Origin of the sequence: Pseudomonas japonica (genome assembly GCF_900188455.1) — a bacterium.
In the GTDB taxonomy this organism is placed as follows: Bacteria; Pseudomonadota; Gammaproteobacteria; order Pseudomonadales; family Pseudomonadaceae; genus Aquipseudomonas; species Aquipseudomonas japonica.
This window is the reverse complement of record NZ_FZOL01000005.1, coordinates 158833-182586: the sequence shown is the minus strand read 5'-3', so window position 1 is coordinate 182586 and position 23754 is coordinate 158833. Positions and strand designations below refer to the sequence as shown.

Sequence of the window (23754 nt, the reverse complement as noted above, 5' to 3'; positions counted from 1 at the left end):
GCTACTACCCCAGCTCAGCCAAACGAGCCCGATAGGCCCCCGCCATCGCCCGCACCTCGGCTTGAGGCGCCTGCTCCAATGCCGGCCCGGCGACCCGCAGGAAGTTCGCATTGCCGCCTTCCAGCGCCCGCTGCAACCACACCAGCGCGTCATCGAGCTGCCCCTGCCCGGCGAGCATCGCCGCATGGCTGAACTGCCCACGAAAATCCCCACCCTCGGCCGAACGCCGGTACCACTCCCGCGCCATCGGCAGGTCGGTCTGGCAGTGCTGGCCCTCCTCCAGATAGCGCCCGAGCAGGTTCATCGACTTGGCATGGCCCATCTGTGCCGCCCGCCGATAGCAAGCCAGCGCCAGTTGATGGTCCTGTGCCACGCCACGTCCGGTCGCCAGCAGGTTGGCCAGGTTGTAGATGCCCCAGTCCAGCCCGGCATTGGCCGCATGGCGGTAATGCAGCGCGGCCTGGACCACATCCTCGGCACCGCCCCAGCCATGCTCCAGGCACCGCCCGAGCATGTTGTGCGCCATCGCGCTGCCCTGCTGCGCGGCAATGCCGAACCAGCGCCGGGCCAGCGCCGGATCCCGCTCGATCCCGCGGCCATCCAGCAGGATCTGCCCCAGCAAGGCCTGAGCCTCGACCACGCCCTCGGCCGATGCCATCAACAGGGCCTGGGCCGCCTTCGCCGGACTCTGTTCGAGCATCTGCCCCAGCTCATCGGAACCCACCACCTCTTCGCGCCGCAACTGAAACGCCATGCCTCAGACCTCGACCCAGCGCCGCAGCAGATTGTGATAGGTGCCGGTGAGCTGCAGCAGGGACGGATGCTCCGGCACGTCGGCGGTCAGTTGCTGGATCGCGTTGTCCATCTCGAACAGCAGGGCGCGCTGGCTGTCCTCGCGAACCAGGCTCTGCGTCCAGAAGAACGCCGCGTAACGCGCGCCACGGGTCACCGGGTTGACCCGATGCAGGCTGGTGCCCGGATACAGCACCAGGTCCCCGGCCGCCAGCTTGACCCGCTGCATGCCGTAGGTGTCCTGGATTTCCAGCTCACCGCCGTCGTAGTCCTCCGGGTCGCTGAAGAACAGCGTCGAGGACAGGTCGGTACGCACCCGTTCCACGCTGCCGCGCGGCTGGCGCACGGCATTGTCGATATGGAAGCCGAAGCTGCCGCCTTCGCGATAGCAATTGATCAGCGGCGGAAACACCTTGTGCGGCAGCGCCGCGGACATGAACCGCGGATTGCTCCACAGCCGTTCGAGCATCGCCGTGCCGATTTCCTTGGCCAGCGGATGGGCCTCCGGCAACTGCAGGTTGTGCTTGGCCTTGGCCGACTGGTAGCCCGCGGTGATCTTGCCGTCGGCCCAATCGGTCTTCTCCAGTGCCTCGCGGATGCGCAGCACTTCCTCGCGGTTGAACAGGCCGGGAATGTGTAAAAGCATGGCGATCTGGCACCTGATGGGAAAGATGCCAATGGTATTGATTCTTATCCAGTAGCCACAAGCCCCATCCGAGGGGCGGACATTGATCCGCGACAAAATTCCCTGACAAAGGTGTAAAGAATGTAAATGCAAGTCTTTATCAATTGTGACTGCCAATCACTTGCTCTTATATTCCGCCCCCTCGAAACCTTGGGAGGGGGTCCACCTGATGTCGCGTCAATTCGTACCAGCCACTGTCAGTTCACCGCGCTTGCTCGCATCCGCCATCGGTGTCGCGCTCACCGCAACGTCCGCCGCGCACATGGCCTGGGCCGACGAGCCCGTGCCTGCCAGCAAGGACGGTTCGATCGCCCTCGACGCCACCAGCGTCACCGGCCAGGCCGAACAGGCCAGCACCGACTACAAGGTGGAAAAGGCTTCCTCGCAGAAATACACCGCGCCGCTGGTGGACACGCCGCGCTCGGTCACCGTGATTCCGCAACAGGTCCTCAAGGACACCGGCGCCGTCTCGCTGCAGGACGCCCTGCGTACCGTACCGGGCATCACCTTCGGTGCCGGCGAAGGCGGCAACCCGCAGGGTGACCGTCCGTTCATCCGCGGCTTCGACGCCCAGGGCGACACCTCGATCGACGGCGTGCGCGACACCGGCGCGCAGACCCGGGAAATCTTCGCCGTGGAATCCATCGAGGTCAGCAAGGGCCCGAACTCGGCCATCAACGGTCGTGGCGCCGCCGGCGGCAGCCTCAACCTGGTGAGCAAGGCGCCGAAACAGGCCGACTTCACCAACGGCGCCTTCACCTATGGCTCCGACCAGACCCGTCGCTACACCCTCGACGTCAACCGCCAGTTCCTCGACACCGCGGCGTTCCGACTGAACCTGATGAGCCACGAGCAGAACGTGGCCGGGCGCGACTCGATCGACTACGACCGCTGGGGCGTGGCGCCGTCGGTGACCTTCGGTCTCGGCACCCCGACCCGGGTCAACCTGAACTACTACCACCTGGAAAGCGACGACCTGCCGGACTCGGGCATTCCCTACGGCTACAAGCTGGCCGGCGCCACGGCTCCACACGTCCACGACAAACCGGACGACGGCGGCGACAGCAGCAACTTCTATGGCCTGAAGGGCCGCGACTTCCGCAAGACCCGCGCGGACATCAGCACCATCAGCATCGAACACGACATCAACGACTCGATGACCCTGAAGAACACCCTGCGCCACGGCAACACCGGCCAGGACTACGTGCTGACCCAGCCCGACGACAGCGCCCACAACGTCAGCCAGTACGGCACCGTATGGCGCCGGGCCAATACGCGGATCAGCAACACCGCCACCACCACCAACCAGACCGACCTGTTCGGTGAATTCCAGGCGCTGGGCTTCAAGCACAGCTACTCGACCGGTATCGAATTCACCCAGGAAGACACCATGACCAGCAGCTACACGGTCACCCCGAACAGCAAACTGACCTGCCGGCCAGGCACCCGTCCGTATTGCACCTCGCTGGCGAATCCGAATCCGAACGATCCGTGGACCGGCACCGTCAAGCGCAACTACGCCAGCGTCACCGATACCGACTCCACCACCCGCGCGGCCTATGCCTTCGACACCATCGAGCTGGACCCGCAATGGCAGTTGAACCTCGGCACCCGCTACGACGCCTTCGACACCACCGCGAAGAGCAGCACCACCGGCAAGGCCACCAACAACAGCCACTTCTGGAGCTGGCAGGCGGGCCTGGTGTGGAAGCCGGCCGAGAACGGCAGCATCTATACCTCCTTCGCCACCTCGGCCACCCCGCCAGGCGGCCTGGTCGACGGCGCCGAGCCTAACCCACTGACCCCGGGCAACAGCACCCTGGTCAGCGACCTCGAACCGGAAACCACCAAGAACTACGAGATCGGCACCAAGTGGGACGTGTTCCACAACCGTGTCGCCCTGACCGCGGCGATCTTCCGCACCGAGAAGGAAAACACCCGCATCCTGGTGTCCAACAACACCTACCAGAACGCCGGCACCACCCGTGTCGACGGTATCGAACTGGGTGCCAGCGGCAAGCTCACCGACAAATGGCAGGTCTTCGCCGGCTACAGCTACCTCAAGAGCGAAGCCGTGGATCCGGGCCTGGCCGGCCGCAGCGGGGTCGTGACCGCCGGTCCGAACCCGGCCAAGGGCAACGAACTGCCGAACACGCCGAAGCACAGCTTCAGCCTGTGGACCACCTACGACGTGACCGACAAGCTGACCCTGGGTGGTGGCGCGTTCTATGTCGACGATGTCTGGGGTGATGTGAACAACACCGTCTACGTGCCGTCCTACGTGCGCTACGACGCCATGGCCAGCTACAAGCTGACGAAGAATGTCGACCTGCAGCTCAACGTGCAGAACCTGACCGACGAGGTCTACTACGACAAGGCCTACGCCGCGCACTTCGCCAACCAGGCCGCTGGACGCACCGCCCTGCTGACCACCAGCTTCCACTTCTGAGGTCGCTGACGGCTCCAGCCCCGCTCACTCAGGTGAGCGGGGCTTTTGTGTATCAAGGCATAATAGGCGAATCAATTCGCATTCCCTGTAACGACTAGGTGGTCGCTGTGGTGAAAAAGACGTTGTTCCAACTGCACTGGTTCTTCGGTATCACCGCCGGCCTGGTGCTTGCACTGATGGGCATCACCGGGGCGGCCTATTCGTTCCAGGACGAGATCCTCCGGGCGATCAACCCGCAGGTCCTCAAGGTCCAGGTCCGCGACAGCGGCGTGTTGCCGCCGGCCGAGCTGGTGCGGCGGGTCGAGGCGAGCGAGGGCAAGAAGGTCGCCATGCTCTGGGTCGAGACCCACAGCGACGCCGCCGCCCGCGTGTTCTTCACCCCGCCACCGGGAGAGCGCCGCGGTCAGCTGCGCTATGTCGATCCCTATACCGGCGAGTTCCAGGGCGATGTGAGCGGTCTCGGCTTCTTCAACCTGATGCTCAACCTGCACCGCTTCCTCGCCATCGGCGATACCGGCCGGCAGATCACCGGCGCCTGCACCCTGCTGCTGGTGTTCTTCTGCCTCTCCGGGCTGTACCTGCGCTGGCCGCGCCAGGCGCTGAACTGGCGCACCTGGCTGACCCTCGACTGGGCCAAGAAAGGCCGCGCCTTCAACTGGGACCTGCATGCGGTGTTCGGCACCTGGTGCCTGCTGTTCTATCTGCTGTTCGCCCTGACCGGGCTGTTCTGGTCCTACGAGTGGTATCGCGAAGGCCTCAGCAAGCTGCTGGCGGACAAACCGGCAACCGGCCAGGAACAGAAACGCGGCGAAGGGCGCGGCGGACGTGGCGGTCCACCCAAGGCCGACCCGAACGCACCGGCGCTGGTGGTCGACTACGACGCCATCTGGGCCAGCCTGCAGAAAGCCGCGGGGCCCGGCCTCGCCGCCTACAACCTGCGTCTGCCGCCGGTCGGCGGCCAGCCGGCGACGCTCTTCTATCTGCTCGACGATGCCGCCCACGAGCGCGCCCTCAACAGCCTGACCATCGATCCGGCCACCGGCCAGGTGAAGCGTCAGGAGGTGTACACCGACAAGTCGTTCAAGGCGCAGTTGCTGACCAGCGTCTACGCGCTGCACGTGGGCAGCTATTTCGGCCTGCCGGGACGAATCATCGTCACCCTCGCCAGCCTGACCATGCCGCTGTTCTTCGTCACCGGCTGGCTGCTGTACCTCGATCGCCGGCGCAAGAAACGCCAGGTCCGCGCCGCGCGTGGCGCGCTGAATCCGTCTGGCGATCAGCACAATGGCTGGCTGGTGGGCTTCGCCAGCCAGAGCGGTTTCGCCGAGCAACTGGCCTGGCAGAGCGCCGGGCAATTGCAGGCCGCCGGGCTGCCGGTGCGGGTGCGGTCGCTGGCCAGCCTGAGCGAAGAGGACTTGCGTCAGAGCCAGCGTGCGCTGTTCGTGGTCAGTACCTTCGGCGACGGCGAAGCGCCCGACAGTGCCCGCGGTTTCGAGCGCAAGGTGCTCGGCCAGCCGTGGGCCCTGGGTGACCTGGACTACGCCCTGCTCGCCCTCGGCGATCGCCAGTACCCACATTTCTGCGGCTTCGCCCGCCGCCTCGACGCCTGGCTCGGCGAGCGCGGCGCCCGCGCCCGTTTCGCCCCGGTGGAGGTGGACAGCGCCGACCCGCTGGCGCTGCAGCGCTGGCAGCAGCAACTGGCCGAACTGAGTGGCAGCAGCACGGTACCGGCCTGGCAGGCACCGACCTTCGAGGCCTGGACCCTGGGTCGCCGCGACCTGCTCAACCCCGGCAGCCAGGGTCAGCCGGTGTTCCTCCTTGGCCTGAATCCGCCGTCCCCGGTGCAATGGGATGCCGGTGATCTGGTGGAGATCCTGCCGCGTCAGGCGCCACAGCGGATCGAGCAGTTCCTCAAGGGCCTTGGCCTGGATGCCGCCACGCCGGTGCAGGTGGATGGTCTGCAAGAACCGCTGTCCGTGGCCCTGGCCAGCCGCCAGTTGCCGGTCAGCCGTGAGCATCTGGTCGGCCTGCACGCCCAGGCGCTGGTGGACGCGCTGATTGCGCTGGATGCCCGCGAATACTCCATCGCCTCGATCGCCGCCGATGGCGTGCTGGAACTGATCGTGCGCCAGGAACGGCACCCAGACGGATCGCTCGGCCTTGGCTCCGGCTGGCTGACCGAACACATGGTGCTGGGCGGCACGGTGAGCCTGCGTCTGCGCCGCAACAGCGGTTTCCATCTGCCGGCGGAGCCGGCGCCGATGATCCTGATCGGCAACGGCACCGGCCTGGCCGGTCTGCGCAGCCTGCTCAAGGCGCGTATTGCCAGCGGCGAACAGCGCAACTGGCTGCTGTTCGGCGAGCGCAATCGCCAGCAGGACTTCCTCTGTGGTGACGAGTTGCAGGGCTGGCTGGACAGCGGCGACCTGGCGCGCCTGGACCTGGCGTTCTCGCGGGACCAGGCGGACAAGGTGTATGTCCAGGACCTGTTGCGCGAGCAGGCGGGCAAGCTGCTGCACTGGCTGAACCAGGGTGCGTCGATCTATGTCTGCGGCAGCCTGCAGGGCATGGCCGGTGGTGTGGATGCCGCGCTCGATGAGTTGCTGGGCAGGGCGAAGATCGAGCAGTTGATCGAGGACGGGCGTTATCGGCGGGATGTCTACTGACCGCCGCCTGACTCCTGTAGGAGCTGGCTTGCCTGCGAAGGACCGCGCCAGCGGTCCCTGATAGCGGTGAGGTCTGGGACCGCTGGCGCGGTCCTTCGCGGGCAAGCCACGCTCCTACAACCCGGTCACGCCGCAATCACATCAGTGCAATTCGAAACTATCGGCATCCAGGTTGGCCGGAAACTTCGTCCGGTAAGCCGCCAGCTCCGCCGCTTTCAGCACCACGGTAAACACCCCGTCCGCCTCCCCCGCGCTCAGCAGGCTTTCGCCCTGGAAGTCGAGAACCTGGCTGTCGCCGGTGTAAGCAAAGCCCTTGCCATCGGTGCCCACCCGGTTCACCGCCGCCACGTAGCACAGGTTCTCGATCCCCCGCGCCGGCAGCAGACGATTCCAGTGCTGGCGTCGCGCCGCCGGCCAGTTCGCGGTGTACAGCAGCAGATCGGTGTCCTGGGCATCACGGCTCCACACCGGGAAACGCAGGTCGTAGCAGATCAGCGGACGCACCCGCCAGCCCTTGAGCTCGAACTGCACCTGGCGCTCGCCCGGGGTGTAGTGCTTGTGCTCGCCCGCCATGCGGAACAGGTGGCGCTTGTCGTAATGCAGGATCTCGCCGTCCGGGCGCGCCCAGAGCAGGCGGTTGCGATGGCTGCCGTCAGCGGCCTGGATGATCACGCTGCCGGTGATCACCGCGTCGATCCGCTTGGCCTGGGCCTTGAGCCAGGCATAGGTCGGACCGTTCTCCGGCTCGGCCAGACGCTCGGACTCCATGGAGAACCCGGTGGTGAACATCTCCGGCAGGATCACCAGATCGGCGCCGCGGGCCTGGTCGAGCAGGGTTTCGAAGTGTTCGTAGTTGGCCTGGCGGTCCTGCCAGATCAGGCTGGTCTGGACCAGGGCAACGCTCAGGTTGGGCAGGCTGCTCAGATCGCGCATAGTTTTTCCGCTGCCTCGCGCAGCGTCTCCTCGCGTTTGGCGAAACACAGGCGCACCAGGCGCTGTTCGGGAATGGGCTGCTGGTAGAACACCGACACCGGAATGGTCGCCACGCCATGCTCGCGGGTCAGCCACAGGGCCATGTCGACGTCGTTCAGGTCCGGGCGAATCGCCGAGTAGTCGACCAACTGGAAATAGGTGCCCGGCGAGCGGCGGAAGCGGAAGCGCGACGGCGTCAGCAGATCGCAGAACAGGTCGCGCTTGGCCTGGTAGAAAGCCGGCAGCTCGTCGATATGCTCGGGATGACTGGCCATGAAGTCAGCCAGCGCCCACTGCAAGGGGGTCACCCCGCAGAAGTTGACGTACTGGTGGACCTTGCGCAGCTCGGCGCTCAGGGCCGGCGGCGCGATCACATAGCCGGTCTTCCAGCCGGTGACGTGGTAGGTCTTGCCGAACGAGCTGACCACGAAGGCACGCTGATACAGCGCTTCATGGCTCAGCACGCTGGCGTGGGCGACGCCGTCGAACACCAGGTGCTCATAGACCTCGTCGCTGATCAGGTAGATATCGCGCTCGGCGATCAGCGCCGCCAACTGGTCCAGGTCGGCACGGGTAATCAACGCGCCACTGGGGTTGTGCGGCGAGTTGATGATGACCATGCGCGTCTTCGCACTCAGGGCATCGCTGAACTTCTGCCAGTCGATGCTGAAATCGACCGGGTCCAGCTGCACATGCACGCAGCGGCCACCGGCCAGTTCCACGGAAGGCTCGTAGCTGTCGTAGCTGGGGTCGAAGACGATCACTTCGTCGCCGGCGCGGATCACCGCCTGGATGGCACAGAAGATGCCCTCGGTGGCGCCCGGAACGATGGTCACTTCGTGATCGGCATCGACACTGACGCCGTAGTGACGGGCGATCTTCGCCGCCACCTGCTGGCGCAGCGCCGGCAGCCCGGTCATCGGTGAATACTGGTTGTGTCCGGCGCTCACATGCCGCCCCACCGCATCGAGCAGGGCCTGCGGACCATTGAAGTCGGGGAACCCCTGGGACAGGTTCAACGCGCCGGTCTGCACGGCGAGTTGAGACATGGTGGTGAAGATGGTCGTGCCGACATTCGGCAACTTGCTGCTGATCATGAAGCCCTCTTTCCTGCGGACCCGGCTCAGGCGCGGTAAGCCATCGAGCATAGCGGATCGACGAGTCAGGAAAAAGGTTGTAACACACGGCCGTCGGGAGTCGCTGACCGGGATCAACAAGGCTTGCGGCGCAGGGTTTGCCCCTGCGCCGCGGCGAGCTTACTTGCGCTTGTCCTTGCGCTTCTTCTCGGCTTTCTTGTGGTGCGACATCAACCGGCGCTTCTTGTTGACCTGGCGGTCGGTGAGGGTGTTCTTGTTGCCCTCGAACGGGTTGTCACTGCCCTTGTACTCGATGCGGATCGGTGTACCGACCAGCTTGAGCACGCGGCGGTAGGTGTTTTCCAGGTAACGCGAGTAGGAACGCGGAACCTTCTCCACCTGGTTGCCGTGGATCACGATGATCGGCGGGTTGGCACCACCGAGGTGGGCGTAGCGCAGCTTGATGCGGCGACCGTTGACCATCGGCGGCTGGTGCTCGCTGACCGCGTCCTCGAGGATCTGGGTCAGGCGGCTGGTCGGCCAGCGGGTGACCGCCGACTTGAACGAGTTCTGCACCGACTGGTACAGGTTGCCGACGCCGGTGCCGTGCAGTGCCGAGATGAAGTGGATGTCGGCGAAGTCGACGAAGAACAGCCGGCGCTCCAGCTCGGTCTTCACGTAGTCGCGCTCGCCCGGCTGCATGCCGTCCCACTTGTTCAGGGCAATGACGATGGCACGACCGGCTTCGAGGGCGAAGCCCAGCAGGTTGAGGTCATGGTCGACCACGCCTTCGCGGGCATCCATGACGAAGATCACCACGTTGGCGTCCTTGATCGCCTGCAGGGTCTTCACCACCGAGAACTTCTCGACTTCCTCGTGGATCTTGCCGCGCTTGCGCACCCCGGCGGTGTCGATCAGGGTGTATTTCTCGTCGTTGCGCTCGAACGGAATGTAGATGCTGTCGCGGGTAGTGCCAGGCTGGTCGTAGACCACCACGCGCTCTTCACCGAGCATGCGGTTGACCAGGGTCGACTTGCCGACGTTCGGCCGGCCGATGATGGCGATCTTGATGCCGTCCTTCTCGCTCGGACCGGGGATGCGCGTGGCTTCCTCGCCTTCGGCGACGTTTTCGTCGAGGGACTCTTCTTCCTGGTCGCGCGGCACGTCACCGAGGACGATTTCCATCAGCGAATTGATGCCACGACCTTGCGAGCCGGCCACCGGAATGGCGTTGCCCATGCCCATCGGGGAGAATTCGGCGCGGGCGGTGTCCGGATCGATGTTGTCGATCTTGTTCGCCACCAGGAACGACTGTTTGTTCCGCTTGCGCAGGTGCTCGGCGATCATCTGGTCGGCGGCGGTCAGGCCGGCGCGGGCGTCGACCAGGAACAGCACGTAGTCGGCTTCTTCGATGGCCATCAGCGATTGCTCGGCCATCTTCTCGTCCATGCCCGCCTCGTCACCGGTGATACCGCCGGTGTCGATCAGGATGTAGGAACGGCCCTGCCAGCGCGCTTCGCCGTACTGGCGGTCACGGGTCAGGCCCGAGAGGTCGCCGACGATGGCATCGCGGGTCTTGGTCAGGCGGTTGAACATGGTGGACTTGCCGACGTTCGGGCGACCCACCAGGGCGATTACGGGAACCATGCGGCTCTCCATTGCGTAAATTCAAAAAATACAAAGGCCGCTGCGGGGCAGCGGCCGGAGTTTGGGGCGTCGTCTCACGACGTCGCGGCCCGGGGCCCGAAGGCCCCAAGCATAGACTTACTTGATGGTCAGCGCCTCGAGGGTGCCGCTGTTGCCATACACGTAAATCATGTTGCCATCGACCAGCGGACGGGCGCGCAGGCCGTCGCTGTCGATACGCTCACGGCCGACGAAGCGGCCGTCCACCTGGCTCAGCAGGTGCAGGTAACCTTCCAGGTCACCGACTGCCACGTAGCTGGAGAACACTTCCGGCGCCGACAGTTGACGGCGAGCCAGTTGGTCGTTGCTCCACAGCGCCGAGGACGAACGCTCGTCGATCCCTTCGACGGTGCCCGAGGCCTCGCTCACGTACACGTTGCCGAAGCCCTGGGCCACGCCGGTGTAGCTGGAGGCATCGCGCTGCCACAGGACACGACCGCTTTCCAGGTCGAGGCCGGCGACGCGGCCCTGGTACGTCGAGACGTACAGGGTGCCAGCCGACAGCAGCAGGCCGCCGTCGATGTCGACCACGCGGTCCAGTTCCGAACGACCTTGTGGAATCGCGACACGCTGCTCCCACACCGGCACGCCGTTGCGGGTATCCAGGGCGACCACCTTGCCGCTGGACAGACCGGCGACCGCCAGTGCGTTGGTCACCACCGGCGCACCGGTGCCACGCAGGGTGAGGACCGCCGGGGTGCTGTCGTAGATCCAGCGACGGTCGCCGGTGGCGGCGTCGAGACCGATCACGCGGTCGTCCTGGGTCTGCACCACGACGATGTCGCCGTTGGTAGCGGGCGGGGCCAGCACTTCGCTGGTCACGCGGGCCGACCATTTCTTTTCGCCGGTGCTGGAATCCAGGGCGATCACTTCGCCCTTGAGGGTGCCCAGCAGGACCATGCCGTAGCCGACACCGACCGCGCCGGAGACCGGCAGTTCCAGATCCTTCTTCCAGATCACGTCGCCGTTCATGCGATCCAGGGCCATCACCACGCCAGTGACGTCGGACGCGTAGATACGGTCGTTCTCGATCGCCGGAACCAGCATGTTGAAGGTTTCGCCCTGACCGTCACCGATCGAACGACTCCACTGTTTCTGCAATACCACCTCTTCGGTGAACTTGGTCAGCTCGGCCGGAGGCAGTTCCTTCTTGCTGTTGCTGCTGCAACCCACGGCCAGGATGGCCAGGCTCAGCACTGCTGCATGTTTCCAACCGATCACGTCAGGCATCCCCTTTGGCCAGGTCGTCGAGCTTGAGTTGCAGGCCACCTACCGCGTCGTCGTCGGACAGCGCGGCCTTGGCCTTTTCGTATGCGGCATGGGCATCGGCGGTACGGCCCAGTTGCACCAGCAGGTCGCCCTTGAGCTCCTCGCGGGTGGCAACGAACGCCTTGTCGGCATCGCCGTCGAGCAGTTTCAGGGCTTCATCGGCCTTGTTCTGCGCAGCCAGTACGCGGGCCAGACGCTGACGGGCGATCTCGCCCAGGGTCGCGTCGGCCGGCTTGTCGTAAATGCTCTTCAGTTCGGCGGCGGCATCGTCCAGCTTGCCACCGTCCACCGCGACCTTGGCCACGAACAGGCTGCCGTACTGGGCGTAGGCGCTACCGCCGAACTCGCTCTTGAGCTTGCCCGACAGTTCGGCGACCTTGGCCGCGTCCGGCGTGCCGGTCGGCGTCAGGGAAGTTTCCAGCAAGGCCTGATAGAGGTTCGAGGCGCCTTGCGACTGGTTGTTCTGGTACTTGTGCCAGGCTTGCCAGCCGAACACGATCACCAGGGCCAGCAGACCGCCAGTGACCAGTGGTTTGCCATTGCGCTCCCACCAGTCCTTGACCGCGGCCAGTGTTTCATCATCGGTACTCGACACCCCAATACTCCTTTCGACAATTCGGCTGTGGGCGCTTCACGCCTGCGCGAGGGAAGCTTCCAGGTGCTCGGCCAGAGCATCCCAGGCAATGTTTTGTTGTTCGCCCTGACCACGCAGGGGTTTGAAACCTATCACTTGTTGCGCCAGTTCGTCCTCTCCGAGGATCAGGGCGAACAGCGCGGCGCTCTTGTCGGCCTTCTTGAACTGGCTCTTGAAGCTGCCACCACCGGCGTTGACCTGCAGGCGCAGGTTCGGCAGGCGGTCGCGCAGACGCTCGCTCAGTTGCAGGCCGGCCAGTTCGGCCGCTTCACCGAAGGCGCAGAGGTAGACATCGACCTGACGGGAGATCGACTCGGGCACCAGCTCCAGGGTTTCCAGAAGCAGGATCAGGCGCTCGATACCCATGGCGAAACCGACGCCGGGGGTCGGCTTGCCGCCCATCTGCTCGACCAGGCCGTCATAGCGGCCGCCGGCGCAGACGGTGCCCTGGGCGCCGAGCTTGTCGGTGACCCACTCGAACACGGTCTTGCTGTAGTAGTCGAGGCCGCGCACCAGCTTGGTGTTGATCACGTAGGGAATACCGGCGGCATCCAGGCGCGACTTGAGGCCTTCGAAGTGAATGCGCGACTCTTCGTCCAGATACTCTTCCAGCTTCGGCGCGCCGACCAGGGCGGCCTGGGTCTTGGCGTCCTTGCTGTCGAGGATGCGCAGCGGGTTGGTCTTCAGACGGCGCAGGCTGTCTTCGTCCAACTGGTCGAGACGGGCGGAGAGGAATTCCACCAGCGCCTCGCGGTAACGGGCGCGGGCTTCGCTGGTGCCGAGGCTGTTGAGCTCCAGGGTCACCGCGTCGCGCAGACCCAGTTGGCCCCACAGGCGCCAGGTCAGGGCGATCAGCTCGGCATCGATGTCCGGACCGTCGAGGTTGAACACCTCCACGCCGATCTGGTGGAACTGGCGATAGCGGCCTTTCTGCGGACGCTCGTGGCGGAACATCTGGCCGATGTACCAGAGTTTCTGCACCTGCTCGTTGCCGCTGATGCCGTGTTCCAGCACCGCGCGCACGCAAGCGGCGGTACCTTCCGGACGCAGGGTCAGGGAGTCGCCGTTGCGGTCGGTGAAGGTGTACATCTCTTTTTCGACGATATCGGTCACTTCACCGATGGAACGCTTGAACAGCTCGGTGAACTCGACGATCGGCGTGCGGATCTGGCGATAGCCGTAGGTATCCAGCAGACCCGCCACGGTGCTCTCGAAATAGCGCCACAGAGGCGTCTGCTCGGGCAGGATGTCGTTCATGCCACGAATGGCTTGCAGCGATTTGCTCACGAAAAATCCTTAACGAAAACGGTAGCGGTCAACCACGGGCAATCACTGCCGCGTCGGCCTCGGCCTTCTCGGCCGCTTTCTGGCGGATGAGCCTTTCCAGGTCATCCACCAGGTTGTCATTGGTCAGTTTCTGCGCCGGCTTGCCATCGATGTAGATCAGGTTCGGCGTGCCACCGGTCAGCCCGACATGGGCCTCCTTGGCTTCACCGGGGCCGTTGACCACGCATCCGATGACCGCGACGTCCAGCGGCACCAGCAGGTCTTCCAGACGGCCTTCGAGCTCGTTCATGGTCTTGACCACATCGAAGTTCTGCCGTGAGCAACTCGGGCAGGCGATGAAGTTGATGCCGCGGGAACGCAGGTGCAGCGACTTGAGGATGTCGTAACCGACCTTCACTTCCTCGACCGGATCGGCCGCCAGCGAGATGCGGATAGTATCGCCAATCCCCTCGGCGAGCAGCATACCCAGACCGACCGCCGATTTCACCGTGCCCGAGCGCAGGCCACCGGCTTCGGTGATGCCCAGGTGCAGCGGCTGCACGATCTGTTTGGCCAGCAGGCGGTAGGCTTCGACGGCCATGAACACGTCGGAGGCCTTGACGCTGACCTTGAAGTCCTGGAAATCCAGACGATCGAGGTGCTCGACATGACGCAGCGCCGATTCCACCAGCGCCGCCGGGGTCGGCTCGCCGTACTTCTTCTGCAGGTCCTTTTCCAGGGAGCCCGCGTTGACGCCGATGCGGATCGGGATGCCACGGTCGCGAGCGGCATCGACCACCGCGCGCACACGGTCTTCGCGACCGATGTTGCCCGGGTTGATGCGCAGGCAGTCGACGCCCAGCTCGGCCACGCGCAGGGCGATGCGGTAGTCGAAGTGGATGTCGGCGACCAGCGGCACGCTGACCTGCTGCTTGATGCGGCCGAAAGCTTCGGCGGCGTCCATGTCCGGTACCGAGACACGGACGATATCGACGCCGGCATCGACCAGGCGGCTGATCTGCGCCACGGTGGCGGCGACGTCGTTGGTATCGGTGTTGGTCATGCTCTGGACGGCGATGGGTGCATCGCCGCCGACGGGCACGTTACCGACCCAGATTTTCCGGGATTCGCGACGTTTGATCGGAGATTCGCCGTGCATGACTTATTGTCCCAATTTCAAGCGAGCGGTCTCGCCACTGGTGAACGGAGCGACATCGACCGGCTGGCCGTTCCAGCTGACCTGCGCGCCGCGGGCAACGCCCAGGCGCACGGCGAACGGCGGCTTGCCGGCCAGTTCGAGGGTCTCACCCTTGCGCTTGATGCCGCTGTACAGGACCTTGCCGTTGCCGTCGGTGACCGAAGTCCAGCAATCAGCGGTGAACTGCATGTGCAGTTGGCCGCTGCCGGCTGGCGCCGCGGCAGGCTGGGTAGCCGCAGCGGCAGGAGCAGGCGTGGCGGCTGCGACCACCGGGGCGGTGACCGGCGCAACAGGTGCGACCGGCGCAGCCGGAGCTGGCGTAGCGGCAACAGGGGCAGCCGGAGCGGCGGCGGTTGGCGCGGCCGGCGCAACAGTCGCGGCGGGCGCGCTGGTCACCGGTGCGGGCGGGGTTTGTGGCGCAGTTTCGGTCAAAGGCAATGGTTCGCTGGTCGGGGCCAACGTCTCAGGCTGCTCGCCGGCGCTGACGGCCTGATCTTCCGGCTCGTCCAGCGGATGGATCTGGGTCGTGCCGTCAGCACTTTCCACTTCGATATGTTCCGGGGCGATGCTGAACAGTTCCTTGCCGGCGTTGCCACTCTGGTCCTTCCACCAGACGAAGCCACCGCCGACGACGACCACCAGCAACAGCAGGCTGACGATGCGCAGGATGTTGTGCGACAGGCGCACCGGCTCCTCGATGCGGCCCAGCGCGTGCACGTCACTGCCCTGGGCATGGGTGCCGGTGTAGTGGTCGAAGGACTGGACCAGGGCAGCCTGGTCCATGTCCAGCAGTTTGGCGTAGGCGCGGATATAGCCGCGGGCGAAGGTGTGCCCAGGCAGCTTGTCGAAGGCGCCGTCTTCGAGGTTGTTCAGGGAACTCAGGGTCAGATTGAGCTTGCGGGCCACTTCGGCCTGCTCCCAGCCCCGGTTTTCACGGGCCTGACGCAGAATCTCACCGGGATTTTCGCGAGTCGCTGCTGCTGCTTCGGGATGCGCCGCTTTCATCATTGCTCCGACAGGTATTGCTGGTATTCCGGCGTACCGGGATAAAGTCGTTGTAATTGCAGGCCCAGTTCGCTGGCCTTGGTCGTTTCTGCGAAGACCGTTGCCAGGCGACTGCCAAGCAACAGGCTGCGGGCGCTCGGTTCACTCAGACGGCTGTGCCGGTCGTAGAAATCGCGAGCCGGCACATAATGCCTGTCTTCGTAAGACATCTCAGCCATTTCCAGCAGGGCTTTGGGCTGCGTCCGGTCGAGACGCAAGGCCTTCTCCAGGTATTCCCGCGCCTGGTCGCGCTGCCCCAGCTTCAGAGAGGTCAGGCCGAGGTTCTCGAACACCCGGGACCGCTCAGGATACAGGGTATCGGCCGCGGCTTGGCGAAACATCTGCTGTGCCTTGGCATATTGCCCGTGAGCGTAGAGAAAGCTGCCGTAGTTGTTGCGGATCCGCGCATCGGCGGGCGCGGCCGACAGGGCCTTGCGAAAGTGCGTCTCGGCCAGTTCGGTCTCGCCCTCGCGCTGAAACACCAGGGCCAGTGCCGCATTGGCCTGGGCATCGTCGGCACCGAGTTCGAGGGCCTTCTTCAGCGGAATCTTCGCCCGCTCGCCCTGACCTTGCTGCAGATAACCCAGGCCCAACTGCACATAGGCCTGGCGCGCCTCGTCACGCGCCTTGCCGCTGACCTGCGAACCGGAACCGCCGAAGCTGACACAGCCGCACAGCAGCGTCGTCAGCAGAACAAGCGGCAGCGCGGCGCGCAGGGTCATGGCGATCCTCGTCTCAGTTGCCCGCCACGCCGTTGGAATCGGCGTCGGCGTTCAGTTGCCGCACGGCGATGTAACGCTCACTGCGACGGGTGCGGTCCATCACCTGGCCGACCAACTGGCCACAGGCGGCGTCGATGTCCTCGCCACGGGTGGTGCGCACGGTGACGTTGAAGCCCGCGTGGTGCAGGTGATCCTGGAAGCGACGGATGGCGTTGTTGCTCGGACGCTCGTAGCCGGAATGCGGGAACGGGTTGAACGGGATCAGGTTGATCTTGCACGGTACGTTCTTGAGCAGCTCGGCCATTTCCACGGCGTGTTCGAGCTTGTCGTTGACGTCCTTGAGCAGGGTGTACTCGATGGTCAGCACGCGTTTTTCGCCCAGTTCGGACATGTAGCGCATGCAGGAGTCGAGAACCACCTTGAGCGGGTACTTCTTGTTGATCGGCACCAGTTCGTTGCGCAGCGCGTCGTTCGGCGCGTGCAGCGACAGGGCCAGGGAGACGTCGATGTGCTTGGCCAGCTCATCGATCATCGGCACCACGCCGGAGGTGGACAGGGTCACCCGGCGCTTGGAGATGCCATAGCCGAGATCGTCCATCATCAGGTGCATGGCGGCGATCACGTTGTCGAAGTTCAGCAGCGGCTCGCCCATGCCCATCATCACCACGTTGGTGATGGCGCGGTCGATGGTGGCCGGCACGGAGCCGAACGACTTGTTGGCAATCCACACCTGGCCGATCACTTCGGCGGCGGTGAGGTTGCTGTTGAATCCTTGCTTGCCGGTGGAGCAGAAACTGCAGTCCAGGGCGCAACCGGCCTGGGACGATACGCACAACGTACCGCGCTTGCCCTGGGGGATGTAGACGGTTTCGACGCAACTGCCGGAGGCGACGCGCACGACCCACTTGCGGGTGCCGTCCGAGGAGATGTCCTCGCTGACCACTTCCGGGCCGCGAATCTCGGCGCGAGCCTTGAGCTTTTCGCGCAGGGCCTTGCCGACGTTGGTCATGGCGTCGAAATCATCGACGCCAAAGTGGTGAATCCATTTCATTACCTGGCCGGCACGGAAGCGCTTCTCCCCTATCGAGTCGAAGAACTTTTCCATTTCCGGTTGGGTCAGCCCCAACAGGTTGATTTTGTCGGTAGATGTCGTCATGGATTCACCCTCACTCGTCAGCCGTGGCTTAGCGAGTGGTTACCTCGGTAGCTGCGAAGAAGTAAGCGATTTCGCGAGCAGCAGCGGCTTCGGAGTCCGAACCGTGAACGGCGTTGGCGTCGATGGACTCGGCGAAGTCGGCGCGGATGGTGCCTGGAGCAGCTTCTTTAGGGTTGGTGGCGCCCATCAGCTCACGGTTGCGAGCGATGGCGTTCTCGCCTTCCAGAACCTGAACGACAACCGGACCGGAAGTCATGAAGGCAACCAGGTCGCCGAAGAAGCCGCGCTCTTTGTGCTCGGCGTAGAAGCCTTCGGCTTCGGCCTTGGACAGTTGCTTGATTTTCGAGGCGACGATTTTCAGGCCGGCGTCTTCGAAACGGGTGGTGATCTTGCCGATCACGTTCTTGGCAACGGCGTCAGGCTTGATGATGGAGAAAGTGCGTTGAACAGCCATGGTGTAACTCCAGAAACAGTAAGTGATGCGAAAAATTAAACCCGCGAATTATACGCGGGTTCCGGGGGATTGCCTAACCTGCCGAGCGCGCTTCAGTCGGCTTCTTCGATCCAGGCCGCCTGGATGGCCTCCAGGACCTTCTCGCCACCGCGGGACGGATCGTCGCTGAAGTCCGGCAATGCCAGTACCCAGCTGTGCAGATCGACGAAATTCAGGTAGCGAGGATCGACTTCCGGCTTGCTTTCGGCAAGCTGGATAGCAATTTCAAGTACATCAACCCATTTCAGACTCATGTCGACTCCGGGAATCAGTGCGGCGCTTCGGCGGCGTGGTTGAGCGAGTACTTCGGAATTTCGATGGTCAGGTCTTCGTCACCGACCTTCACCTGGCACGCCAGGCGCGACTGTGCTTCCAGGCCCCAGGCCTTGTCCAGCATGTCTTCTTCCAGTTCGTCCGCTTCTTCCACCGAGTCGAAGCCTTTGCGCACGATGCAGTGGCAGGTGGTGCAGGCGCACACCCCGCCACAGGCGCTTTCGATCTCGATGTGATGGTCATGGGCCAGCTCGAGAATGGAAGTCCCCGGCGCTGCCTCGACGGTCAGGCCGTCCGGGCAGAACTTCTCATGGGGCAGAAATGTTACCTGCGGCATCAGTTATCCTCGATCTCATTCAGGTTGCGCCCGGCCAGTGCGGCTTTTACCGTCGAATCAAGGCGCCGGGCGGCAAAGGCATCGGTCACCTGCGACAGACGCTTGGTCTGCTGCTCGATGGCCGCGCCATCGGTGCCGTTCATCAAATCACGCAAATCTTGCATCTGTTGTTCGATCGCCGCGCGCTCCTCGGCGTCCAGCAGGCGCTCGCCATCGGCGTCGAGGGCACCCTGCACCGCTTCGAGCAGACGCTCGGCGTCGACCTGGTGCTCGCGCAACTGGCGCGCGGCCTTGTCGTTGCCGGCATGTTCGAAGGAGTCCTTGAGCATGCGCGCGATCTCGCCGTCGGTCAGGCCGTAGGAAGGCTTGACCTGGATGCTCGATTCGACACCCGAACCCAGCTCCCGCGCCGAGACGCTGAGCAGGCCGTCGGCGTCGACCTGGAAGGTCACGCGGATCTTCGCCGCACCGGCGACCATGGCCGGAATGCCGCGCAGTTCGAAGCGCGCCAGGGAGCGGCAGTCGCTGATCAGTTCGCGCTCGCCCTGGAGCACGTGGATCATCATCGCGCTCTGGCCGTCCTTGTAGGTGGTGAACTCCTGGGCGCGGGCGACCGGGATGGTGGTGTTGCGCGGAATCACCTTCTCCATCAGCCCGCCCATGGTTTCCAGGCCCAGGGACAGCGGAATCACGTCGAGCAGCAGCAGCTCACCGCCTTCACGGCGGTTGCCGGCCAGGGTGTCGGCCTGGATCGCGGCGCCGATGGCGACCACCTGGTCCGGGTCGATATCGGTCAGCGGCTGGCGGCCGAACAGCTCGCCCACGGCGCTGCGCACGCGCGGCACACGGGTCGAACCACCGACCATGACCACCGCGCTGACCTCTTCCAGCTCGATGCCGCTGTCACGCACGGCGCGGCGGCAGGCTTTCAGGCTGCGGGCGATCATCGGTTCGATCAGCGCGTCGAAGGCGGCGCGGGTCAGCTCGGCCTGCCAGTCGCCGTAGCTCACGCTGACGGCTTCGGCGTCGGTCAGGGCTTCCTTGGCCGCGCAGGCGGTTTCCAGCAGGCGGCGCTGGGCGCTCGGGTCGAGATCGGACGACAGCCCGGCGGACTGGATGATCCAGCCGGCGATGGCATGGTCGAAATCGTCGCCGCCCAGGGCGGTATCGCCACCGGTGGCCAGCACTTCGAAGACCCCGCCGGTCAGGCGCAGGATGGAAATGTCGAAGGTCCCGCCACCCAGGTCATAGATGGCCACGACGCCTTCGGCATTCTGGTCCAGGCCATAGGCGACGGCGGCCGCGGTCGGCTCGTTGAGCAGGCGCAGGACGTTGAGGCCGGCCAGACGCGCGGCGTCCTTGGTGGCCTGGCGCTGGGCATCGTCGAAATAGGCCGGGACGGTGATCACCGCTCCCACCAGCTCACCGCCGAGGCTGTCTTCGGCACGCTGACGCAATACCTTGAGGATGTCCGCCGACACTTCCACCGGGCTCTTCGCGCCCTGCACGGTGTCGATGAACGGCATGTGCGACTCGCCGCCGACGAAGCGATACGGCAGTTGCTCGCCGAGCTGCTTGACGTCCGCCAGACCACGGCCCATCAGGCGCTTGACCGAGAGAATGGTGTTCAGCGGATCGGCCGACGCGGCCTCGCGGGCGGCATGGCCGACGTCGACGCGGTCGGCGTGGTAGCGCACCGCGGACGGCAGGATGACCCGGCCTTCGGCGTCGGGCAACGGAGCGGAAAGACCACTGCGCAGGGCAGCGACCAGCGAATTGGTGGTGCCAAGGTCAATACCCACTGCCAGACGGCGCTGGTGGGGTTGAGGGCTCTGACCGGGTTCGGCGATCTGCAGTAGGGCCATGCTTATCTGAATACCAAAGGTGTCGCCACGGGCGGCACCGGGTTAATCGTCGAGGCGCTCTTCCAGCTGGCGCACTTCGTAGGCGAGCTTGTCGAGGAACTGCATGCGGCGCATCAGGCGCTCGGCCTGATCACGCTGCGCGGCATCGTTCCAGCAGGCGGCGAATTCCTCGTTGAGGGCTTCCTGGGCGACTTTCAGGCGGCGCTTGAACACGGCAACGCCATCGAGGTCGGCACTGTCCTGGAGGTCTTCGAGCTCTTCGCGCCATTGCATCTGCTGGAAGAGGAACTCGGGATCGTGGACGGTGACTTCCTGCGGCACTTCGTGACCGCCGATCGCCAACAGGTAGCGCGCCCGGCGGGGTGCGCTCTTGAGGGTCTGGTAGGCCTCGTTGAGACCGGCGGAGCGCTCCAGCGCCAGGCGCTGCTCGCGCTCGCTGGCATCGGCGAAGCGATCCGGGTGCACGGCGCGGGCCAGCTCGCGGTAGCGAGTGGCCAGCTGGTCCAGGTCCAGACGGAAGTCCGGCTGCAGGTCAAACAGGGCGAAATGACAAGGAGTACCCACGCGCAGCCTCAGACGTTGAAGCTTTCGCCGCAGCCACACTCACCGCGCACGTTGGGGTTGTTGAACTTGAAGCCTTCGTTCAACCCTTCCTTGACGAAGTCCAGTTCGGTGCCGTCGAGGTAGACCAGGCTTTTCGGGTCGATGATGACCTTCACGCCATGGCTTTCGAAGACCTGATCTTCGCCATTCGGCTCATCGACGAACTCCAGCACGTAGGCCAGACCGGAGCAGCCGGTAGTACGGACGCCCAGGCGAATGCCGTCGCCTTTGCCGCGTCCGTCGAGGGAGCGCCGCACATGGTTGGCGGCGGCTTCTGTCATGCTGATAGCCATCGGAACTCCTTGACCTGCGACAGGCGGGTTAGATCAAACCTTTCTTCTGCTTGTAATCGCGAACGGCGGCCTTGATGGCGTCTTCAGCGAGAACCGAGCAGTGGATCTTCACCGGCGGCAGGGCCAGTTCTTCGGCCAGCTGGGTGTTCTTGATGGTTTCGGCTTCGTCCAGGGTCTTGCCCTTCATCCACTCGGTGGCGAGGGAGCTGGAAGCGATGGCCGAGCCACAGCCGTAGGTCTTGAACTTGGCGTCTTCGATGACACCCTGCTCGTTGACCTTGATCTGCAGGCGCATCACGTCGCCGCACGCCGGAGCGCCGACCATGCCGGTGCCGACATCCGGGTCTTCGGCGTTCATCTTGCCGACGTTGCGCGGGTTTTCGTAGTGGTCGATGACCTTTTCACTGTATGCCATGGTGCAATTCCTTCCTCATCAGAGAGCCGCTCTTGCCGGCGACTACTTAGTGCGCAGCCCACTCGATCTTGGAGATGTCGACGCCGTCTTTGTACATATCCCACAGCGGCGACAACTCACGCAGCTTGGTAACGGCCTCGCAGACTTTCTGCGCGGCGTAGTCGATTTCTTCTTCGGTGGTGAAGCGACCGAAGGTGAAGCGGATCGAGCTGTGCGCCAGCTCGTCGTTGCGGCCCAGGGCGCGCAGGACGTAGGACGGCTCGAGGGATGCCGAAGTACAGGCGGAACCGGACGAAACGGCCAGGTCCTTGAGCGCCATGATCAGCGACTCGCCTTCGACATAGTTGAAGCTCAGGTTCAGGTTGTGCGGAATGCGCGCGGTCAGGCTGCCGTTGACGTACAGCTCTTCCAGACCCTGGACCTGCTTGAAGAAGCGGTCGCTCAGGGCCTTGATGCGTACGTTCTCGCTGGCCATCAGCTCCTTCGCCACGGCGAAGGCTTCGCCCATGCCGACGATCTGGTGGGTGGCCAGGGTACCGGAACGCATGCCGCGCTCGTGACCGCCGCCGTGCATGGCCGCTTCCAGGCGCACGCGAGGCTTGCGGCTGACGTACAACGCGCCGATGCCTTTCGGACCGTAGGTCTTGTGCGCGGAGAAGGACATCAGGTCGACCTTCAGCTTCTGCAGATCGATCTCGACCTTGCCGGTCGACTGCGCGGCGTCGACGTGGAACAGCACGCCACGGGAGCGGGTCAGCTCGCCGATGGCGGCGATGTCGTTGATGGTGCCGATCTCGTTGTTCACGTGCATGACCGAGACCAGGATGGTGTCGTCACGCAGCGCGGCTTCGACCAGCGCCGGAGTGATCAGGCCGTCTTCGCCCGGTTCCAGGTAGGTGACCTCGAAACCTTCGCGTTCCAGCTGGCGGGTGCTGTCCAGGACCGCCTTGTGCTCGATCTTGGAGGTGATGATGTGCTTGCCCTTGCTGCCGTAGAAGTGCGCAACGCCCTTCAGGGCCAGGTTGTCGGACTCGGTGGCACCGCTGGTCCAGACGATTTCGCGCGGATCGGCGTTGACCAGGTCGGCGACCTGGCGGCGGGCGTTTTCGACCGACTCCTCGGCTTTCCAGCCGAAGACGTGGGAGCGCGACGCCGGGTTACCGAAGTTCCCGTCGACCAGCAGGCATTCGCTCATCTTCTGGGCGACGCGTGGGTCGACCGGAGTGGTCGCGGAGTAATCGAGGTAGATCGGCAACTTCATTGAATATCTCCTATCAGGCAGGCGCGTCGCTCGTTCGATACGGTCATTCGACGGCGGACGTTTCAATCTTGTCCAGATGCGGGGTACGGCCGGCAATGCGGCGCAGGTCCTGGCGCTGGGCGACTTCCTGGACCTCACGGCGGGTCACGAGGTCGGCCAGGCTGATTCCGCTGAGGAATTCGTGGATCCGTGCGCTCAGGTCGCACCACAGGTGGTGGGTCAGGCAGGTATCACCGGCATGGCAATCACCGAGCCCCTGGCAACGGGTGGCATCGACCGATTCATTGACCGCATCGATGACCTGGGCAACCTGGATGCTTTCCATGGTCCGCGACAGCTGGTAGCCGCCACCCGGACCGCGAACGCTGGACACCAGGTTGCTGCGGCGCAGCTTGGCGAACAGCTGTTCCAGATAGGAAAGGGAGATGCCTTGGCGCTCGGAAATGTCGGCCAGGGAGACCGGCCCATTCTGCGCGTGCAGTGCCAGGTCGAGCATGGCAGTCACGGCGTATCGGCCTTTGGTAGTCAGTCGCATGGCTATTTGATACCACGGAGGTTACGGAATGTGTGCGAGTATGCGATTCCCGAGCATTTAAGTC

Annotated in this window: 23 protein-coding genes; 2 read left to right on the top strand and 21 right to left on the bottom strand. The window is 64.5% G+C overall.

Annotated features, from left to right (window positions below):
• Window positions 1-4: 4 nt before the first annotated feature.
• Entirely contained in the window at window positions 5-754 is a 750-nt protein-coding gene (locus tag CHB99_RS08620; protein ID WP_042120823.1) for a tetratricopeptide repeat protein, read from the bottom strand.
• Window positions 755-757: 3 nt separating this feature from the next.
• Entirely contained in the window at window positions 758-1438 is a 681-nt protein-coding gene (locus CHB99_RS08615) for a Fe2+-dependent dioxygenase (RefSeq protein ID WP_042120824.1), read from the bottom strand.
• 208 nt (window positions 1439-1646) lie between these two features.
• Between CHB99_RS08615 and CHB99_RS08610 the strand changes: the two genes are divergently transcribed.
• Both CHB99_RS08610 and CHB99_RS08605 read left to right on the top strand, forming a co-directional pair.
• Window positions 1647-3926: a TonB-dependent receptor gene (locus CHB99_RS08610; protein WP_042120825.1), complete on the top strand. Its 2280-nt coding sequence runs from the start codon at window positions 1647-1649 to the stop codon at window positions 3924-3926.
• A 107-nt stretch (window positions 3927-4033) separates the two neighbouring features.
• Window positions 4034-6592, top strand: coding sequence for a PepSY domain-containing protein (locus CHB99_RS08605; protein WP_042120826.1), 2559 nt, complete (start codon window positions 4034-4036; stop codon window positions 6590-6592).
• 141 nt (window positions 6593-6733) lie between these two features.
• Here the strand turns inward: CHB99_RS08605 and CHB99_RS08600 are convergent, their stop codons facing one another.
• From CHB99_RS08600 to iscR, 19 genes are all read right to left on the bottom strand, one after another.
• Window positions 6734-7525, bottom strand: coding sequence for an amidohydrolase (locus tag CHB99_RS08600; RefSeq protein ID WP_042120827.1), 792 nt, complete (start codon window positions 7523-7525; stop codon window positions 6734-6736).
• On the bottom strand, window positions 7513-8661 hold the full coding sequence (locus CHB99_RS08595; RefSeq protein ID WP_042120828.1) for a pyridoxal phosphate-dependent aminotransferase: 1149 nt from the start codon (window positions 8659-8661) through the stop codon (window positions 7513-7515). Before CHB99_RS08595 ends, CHB99_RS08600 begins: the two co-directional genes overlap by 13 nt.
• A 159-nt stretch (window positions 8662-8820) precedes the next feature.
• Complete coding sequence (gene der, locus CHB99_RS08590; RefSeq protein WP_042120829.1) at window positions 8821-10287, bottom strand: ribosome biogenesis GTPase Der; 1467 nt, start codon at window positions 10285-10287, stop codon at window positions 8821-8823.
• Between the two features lie 117 nt (window positions 10288-10404).
• Complete coding sequence (gene bamB, locus CHB99_RS08585) at window positions 10405-11556, bottom strand: outer membrane protein assembly factor BamB (RefSeq protein ID WP_084702453.1); 1152 nt, start codon at window positions 11554-11556, stop codon at window positions 10405-10407.
• Entirely contained in the window at window positions 11549-12190 is a 642-nt protein-coding gene (locus CHB99_RS08580) for a YfgM family protein (protein WP_042120831.1), read from the bottom strand. The genes bamB and CHB99_RS08580 overlap by 8 nt, the downstream gene beginning before the upstream one ends.
• Window positions 12191-12226: 36 nt before the next feature.
• Entirely contained in the window at window positions 12227-13516 is a 1290-nt protein-coding gene (hisS, locus tag CHB99_RS08575; protein WP_042120832.1) for a histidine--tRNA ligase, read from the bottom strand.
• A gap of 28 nt (window positions 13517-13544) precedes the next feature.
• Window positions 13545-14654, bottom strand: a complete 1110-nt coding sequence (gene ispG / locus CHB99_RS08570; protein WP_042120833.1) for a flavodoxin-dependent (E)-4-hydroxy-3-methylbut-2-enyl-diphosphate synthase — start codon at window positions 14652-14654, stop codon at window positions 13545-13547.
• 3 nt (window positions 14655-14657) lie between these two features.
• Complete coding sequence (locus CHB99_RS08565; RefSeq protein ID WP_042120834.1) at window positions 14658-15698, bottom strand: RodZ domain-containing protein; 1041 nt, start codon at window positions 15696-15698, stop codon at window positions 14658-14660.
• A complete protein-coding gene (gene pilW, locus CHB99_RS08560) occupies window positions 15698-16459 on the bottom strand; it encodes a type IV pilus biogenesis/stability protein PilW (protein ID WP_042120835.1) in 762 nt (253 codons plus the stop codon). The genes CHB99_RS08565 and pilW overlap by 1 nt, the downstream gene beginning before the upstream one ends.
• 13 nt (window positions 16460-16472) lie before the next feature.
• Entirely contained in the window at window positions 16473-17615 is a 1143-nt protein-coding gene (gene rlmN, locus CHB99_RS08555; protein WP_042120836.1) for a dual-specificity RNA methyltransferase RlmN, read from the bottom strand.
• A 28-nt stretch (window positions 17616-17643) separates the two neighbouring features.
• On the bottom strand, window positions 17644-18069 hold the full coding sequence (ndk, locus tag CHB99_RS08550) for a nucleoside-diphosphate kinase (RefSeq protein WP_009398515.1): 426 nt from the start codon (window positions 18067-18069) through the stop codon (window positions 17644-17646).
• 92 nt (window positions 18070-18161) lie between these two features.
• Window positions 18162-18362 carry a Fe-S cluster assembly protein IscX gene (iscX, locus tag CHB99_RS08545; RefSeq protein WP_042120837.1) on the bottom strand — a complete coding sequence of 67 codons (201 nt, stop codon included), beginning with the start codon at window positions 18360-18362 and terminating at the stop codon, window positions 18162-18164.
• Between the two features lie 14 nt (window positions 18363-18376).
• Window positions 18377-18718, bottom strand: a complete 342-nt coding sequence (gene fdx / locus CHB99_RS08540) for an ISC system 2Fe-2S type ferredoxin (protein WP_042120838.1) — start codon at window positions 18716-18718, stop codon at window positions 18377-18379.
• Window positions 18718-20583: a Fe-S protein assembly chaperone HscA gene (gene hscA, locus CHB99_RS08535; protein WP_042120839.1), complete on the bottom strand. Its 1866-nt coding sequence runs from the start codon at window positions 20581-20583 to the stop codon at window positions 18718-18720. Before hscA ends, fdx begins: the two co-directional genes overlap by 1 nt.
• Window positions 20584-20625: 42 nt before the next feature.
• Window positions 20626-21147: a co-chaperone HscB gene (gene hscB / locus CHB99_RS08530; protein WP_042120840.1), complete on the bottom strand. Its 522-nt coding sequence runs from the start codon at window positions 21145-21147 to the stop codon at window positions 20626-20628.
• A gap of 8 nt (window positions 21148-21155) precedes the next feature.
• Window positions 21156-21479: an iron-sulfur cluster assembly protein IscA gene (iscA, locus tag CHB99_RS08525; protein ID WP_042120841.1), complete on the bottom strand. Its 324-nt coding sequence runs from the start codon at window positions 21477-21479 to the stop codon at window positions 21156-21158.
• Window positions 21480-21507: 28 nt separating this feature from the next.
• Window positions 21508-21894, bottom strand: coding sequence for a Fe-S cluster assembly scaffold IscU (gene iscU, locus CHB99_RS08520; RefSeq protein WP_003248539.1), 387 nt, complete (start codon window positions 21892-21894; stop codon window positions 21508-21510).
• Window positions 21895-21940: 46 nt separating this feature from the next.
• Entirely contained in the window at window positions 21941-23155 is a 1215-nt protein-coding gene (locus tag CHB99_RS08515; RefSeq protein ID WP_042120842.1) for an IscS subfamily cysteine desulfurase, read from the bottom strand.
• A gap of 43 nt (window positions 23156-23198) precedes the next feature.
• Entirely contained in the window at window positions 23199-23690 is a 492-nt protein-coding gene (gene iscR, locus CHB99_RS08510) for a Fe-S cluster assembly transcriptional regulator IscR (RefSeq protein ID WP_042120843.1), read from the bottom strand.
• Window positions 23691-23754 lie beyond the last annotated feature (64 nt).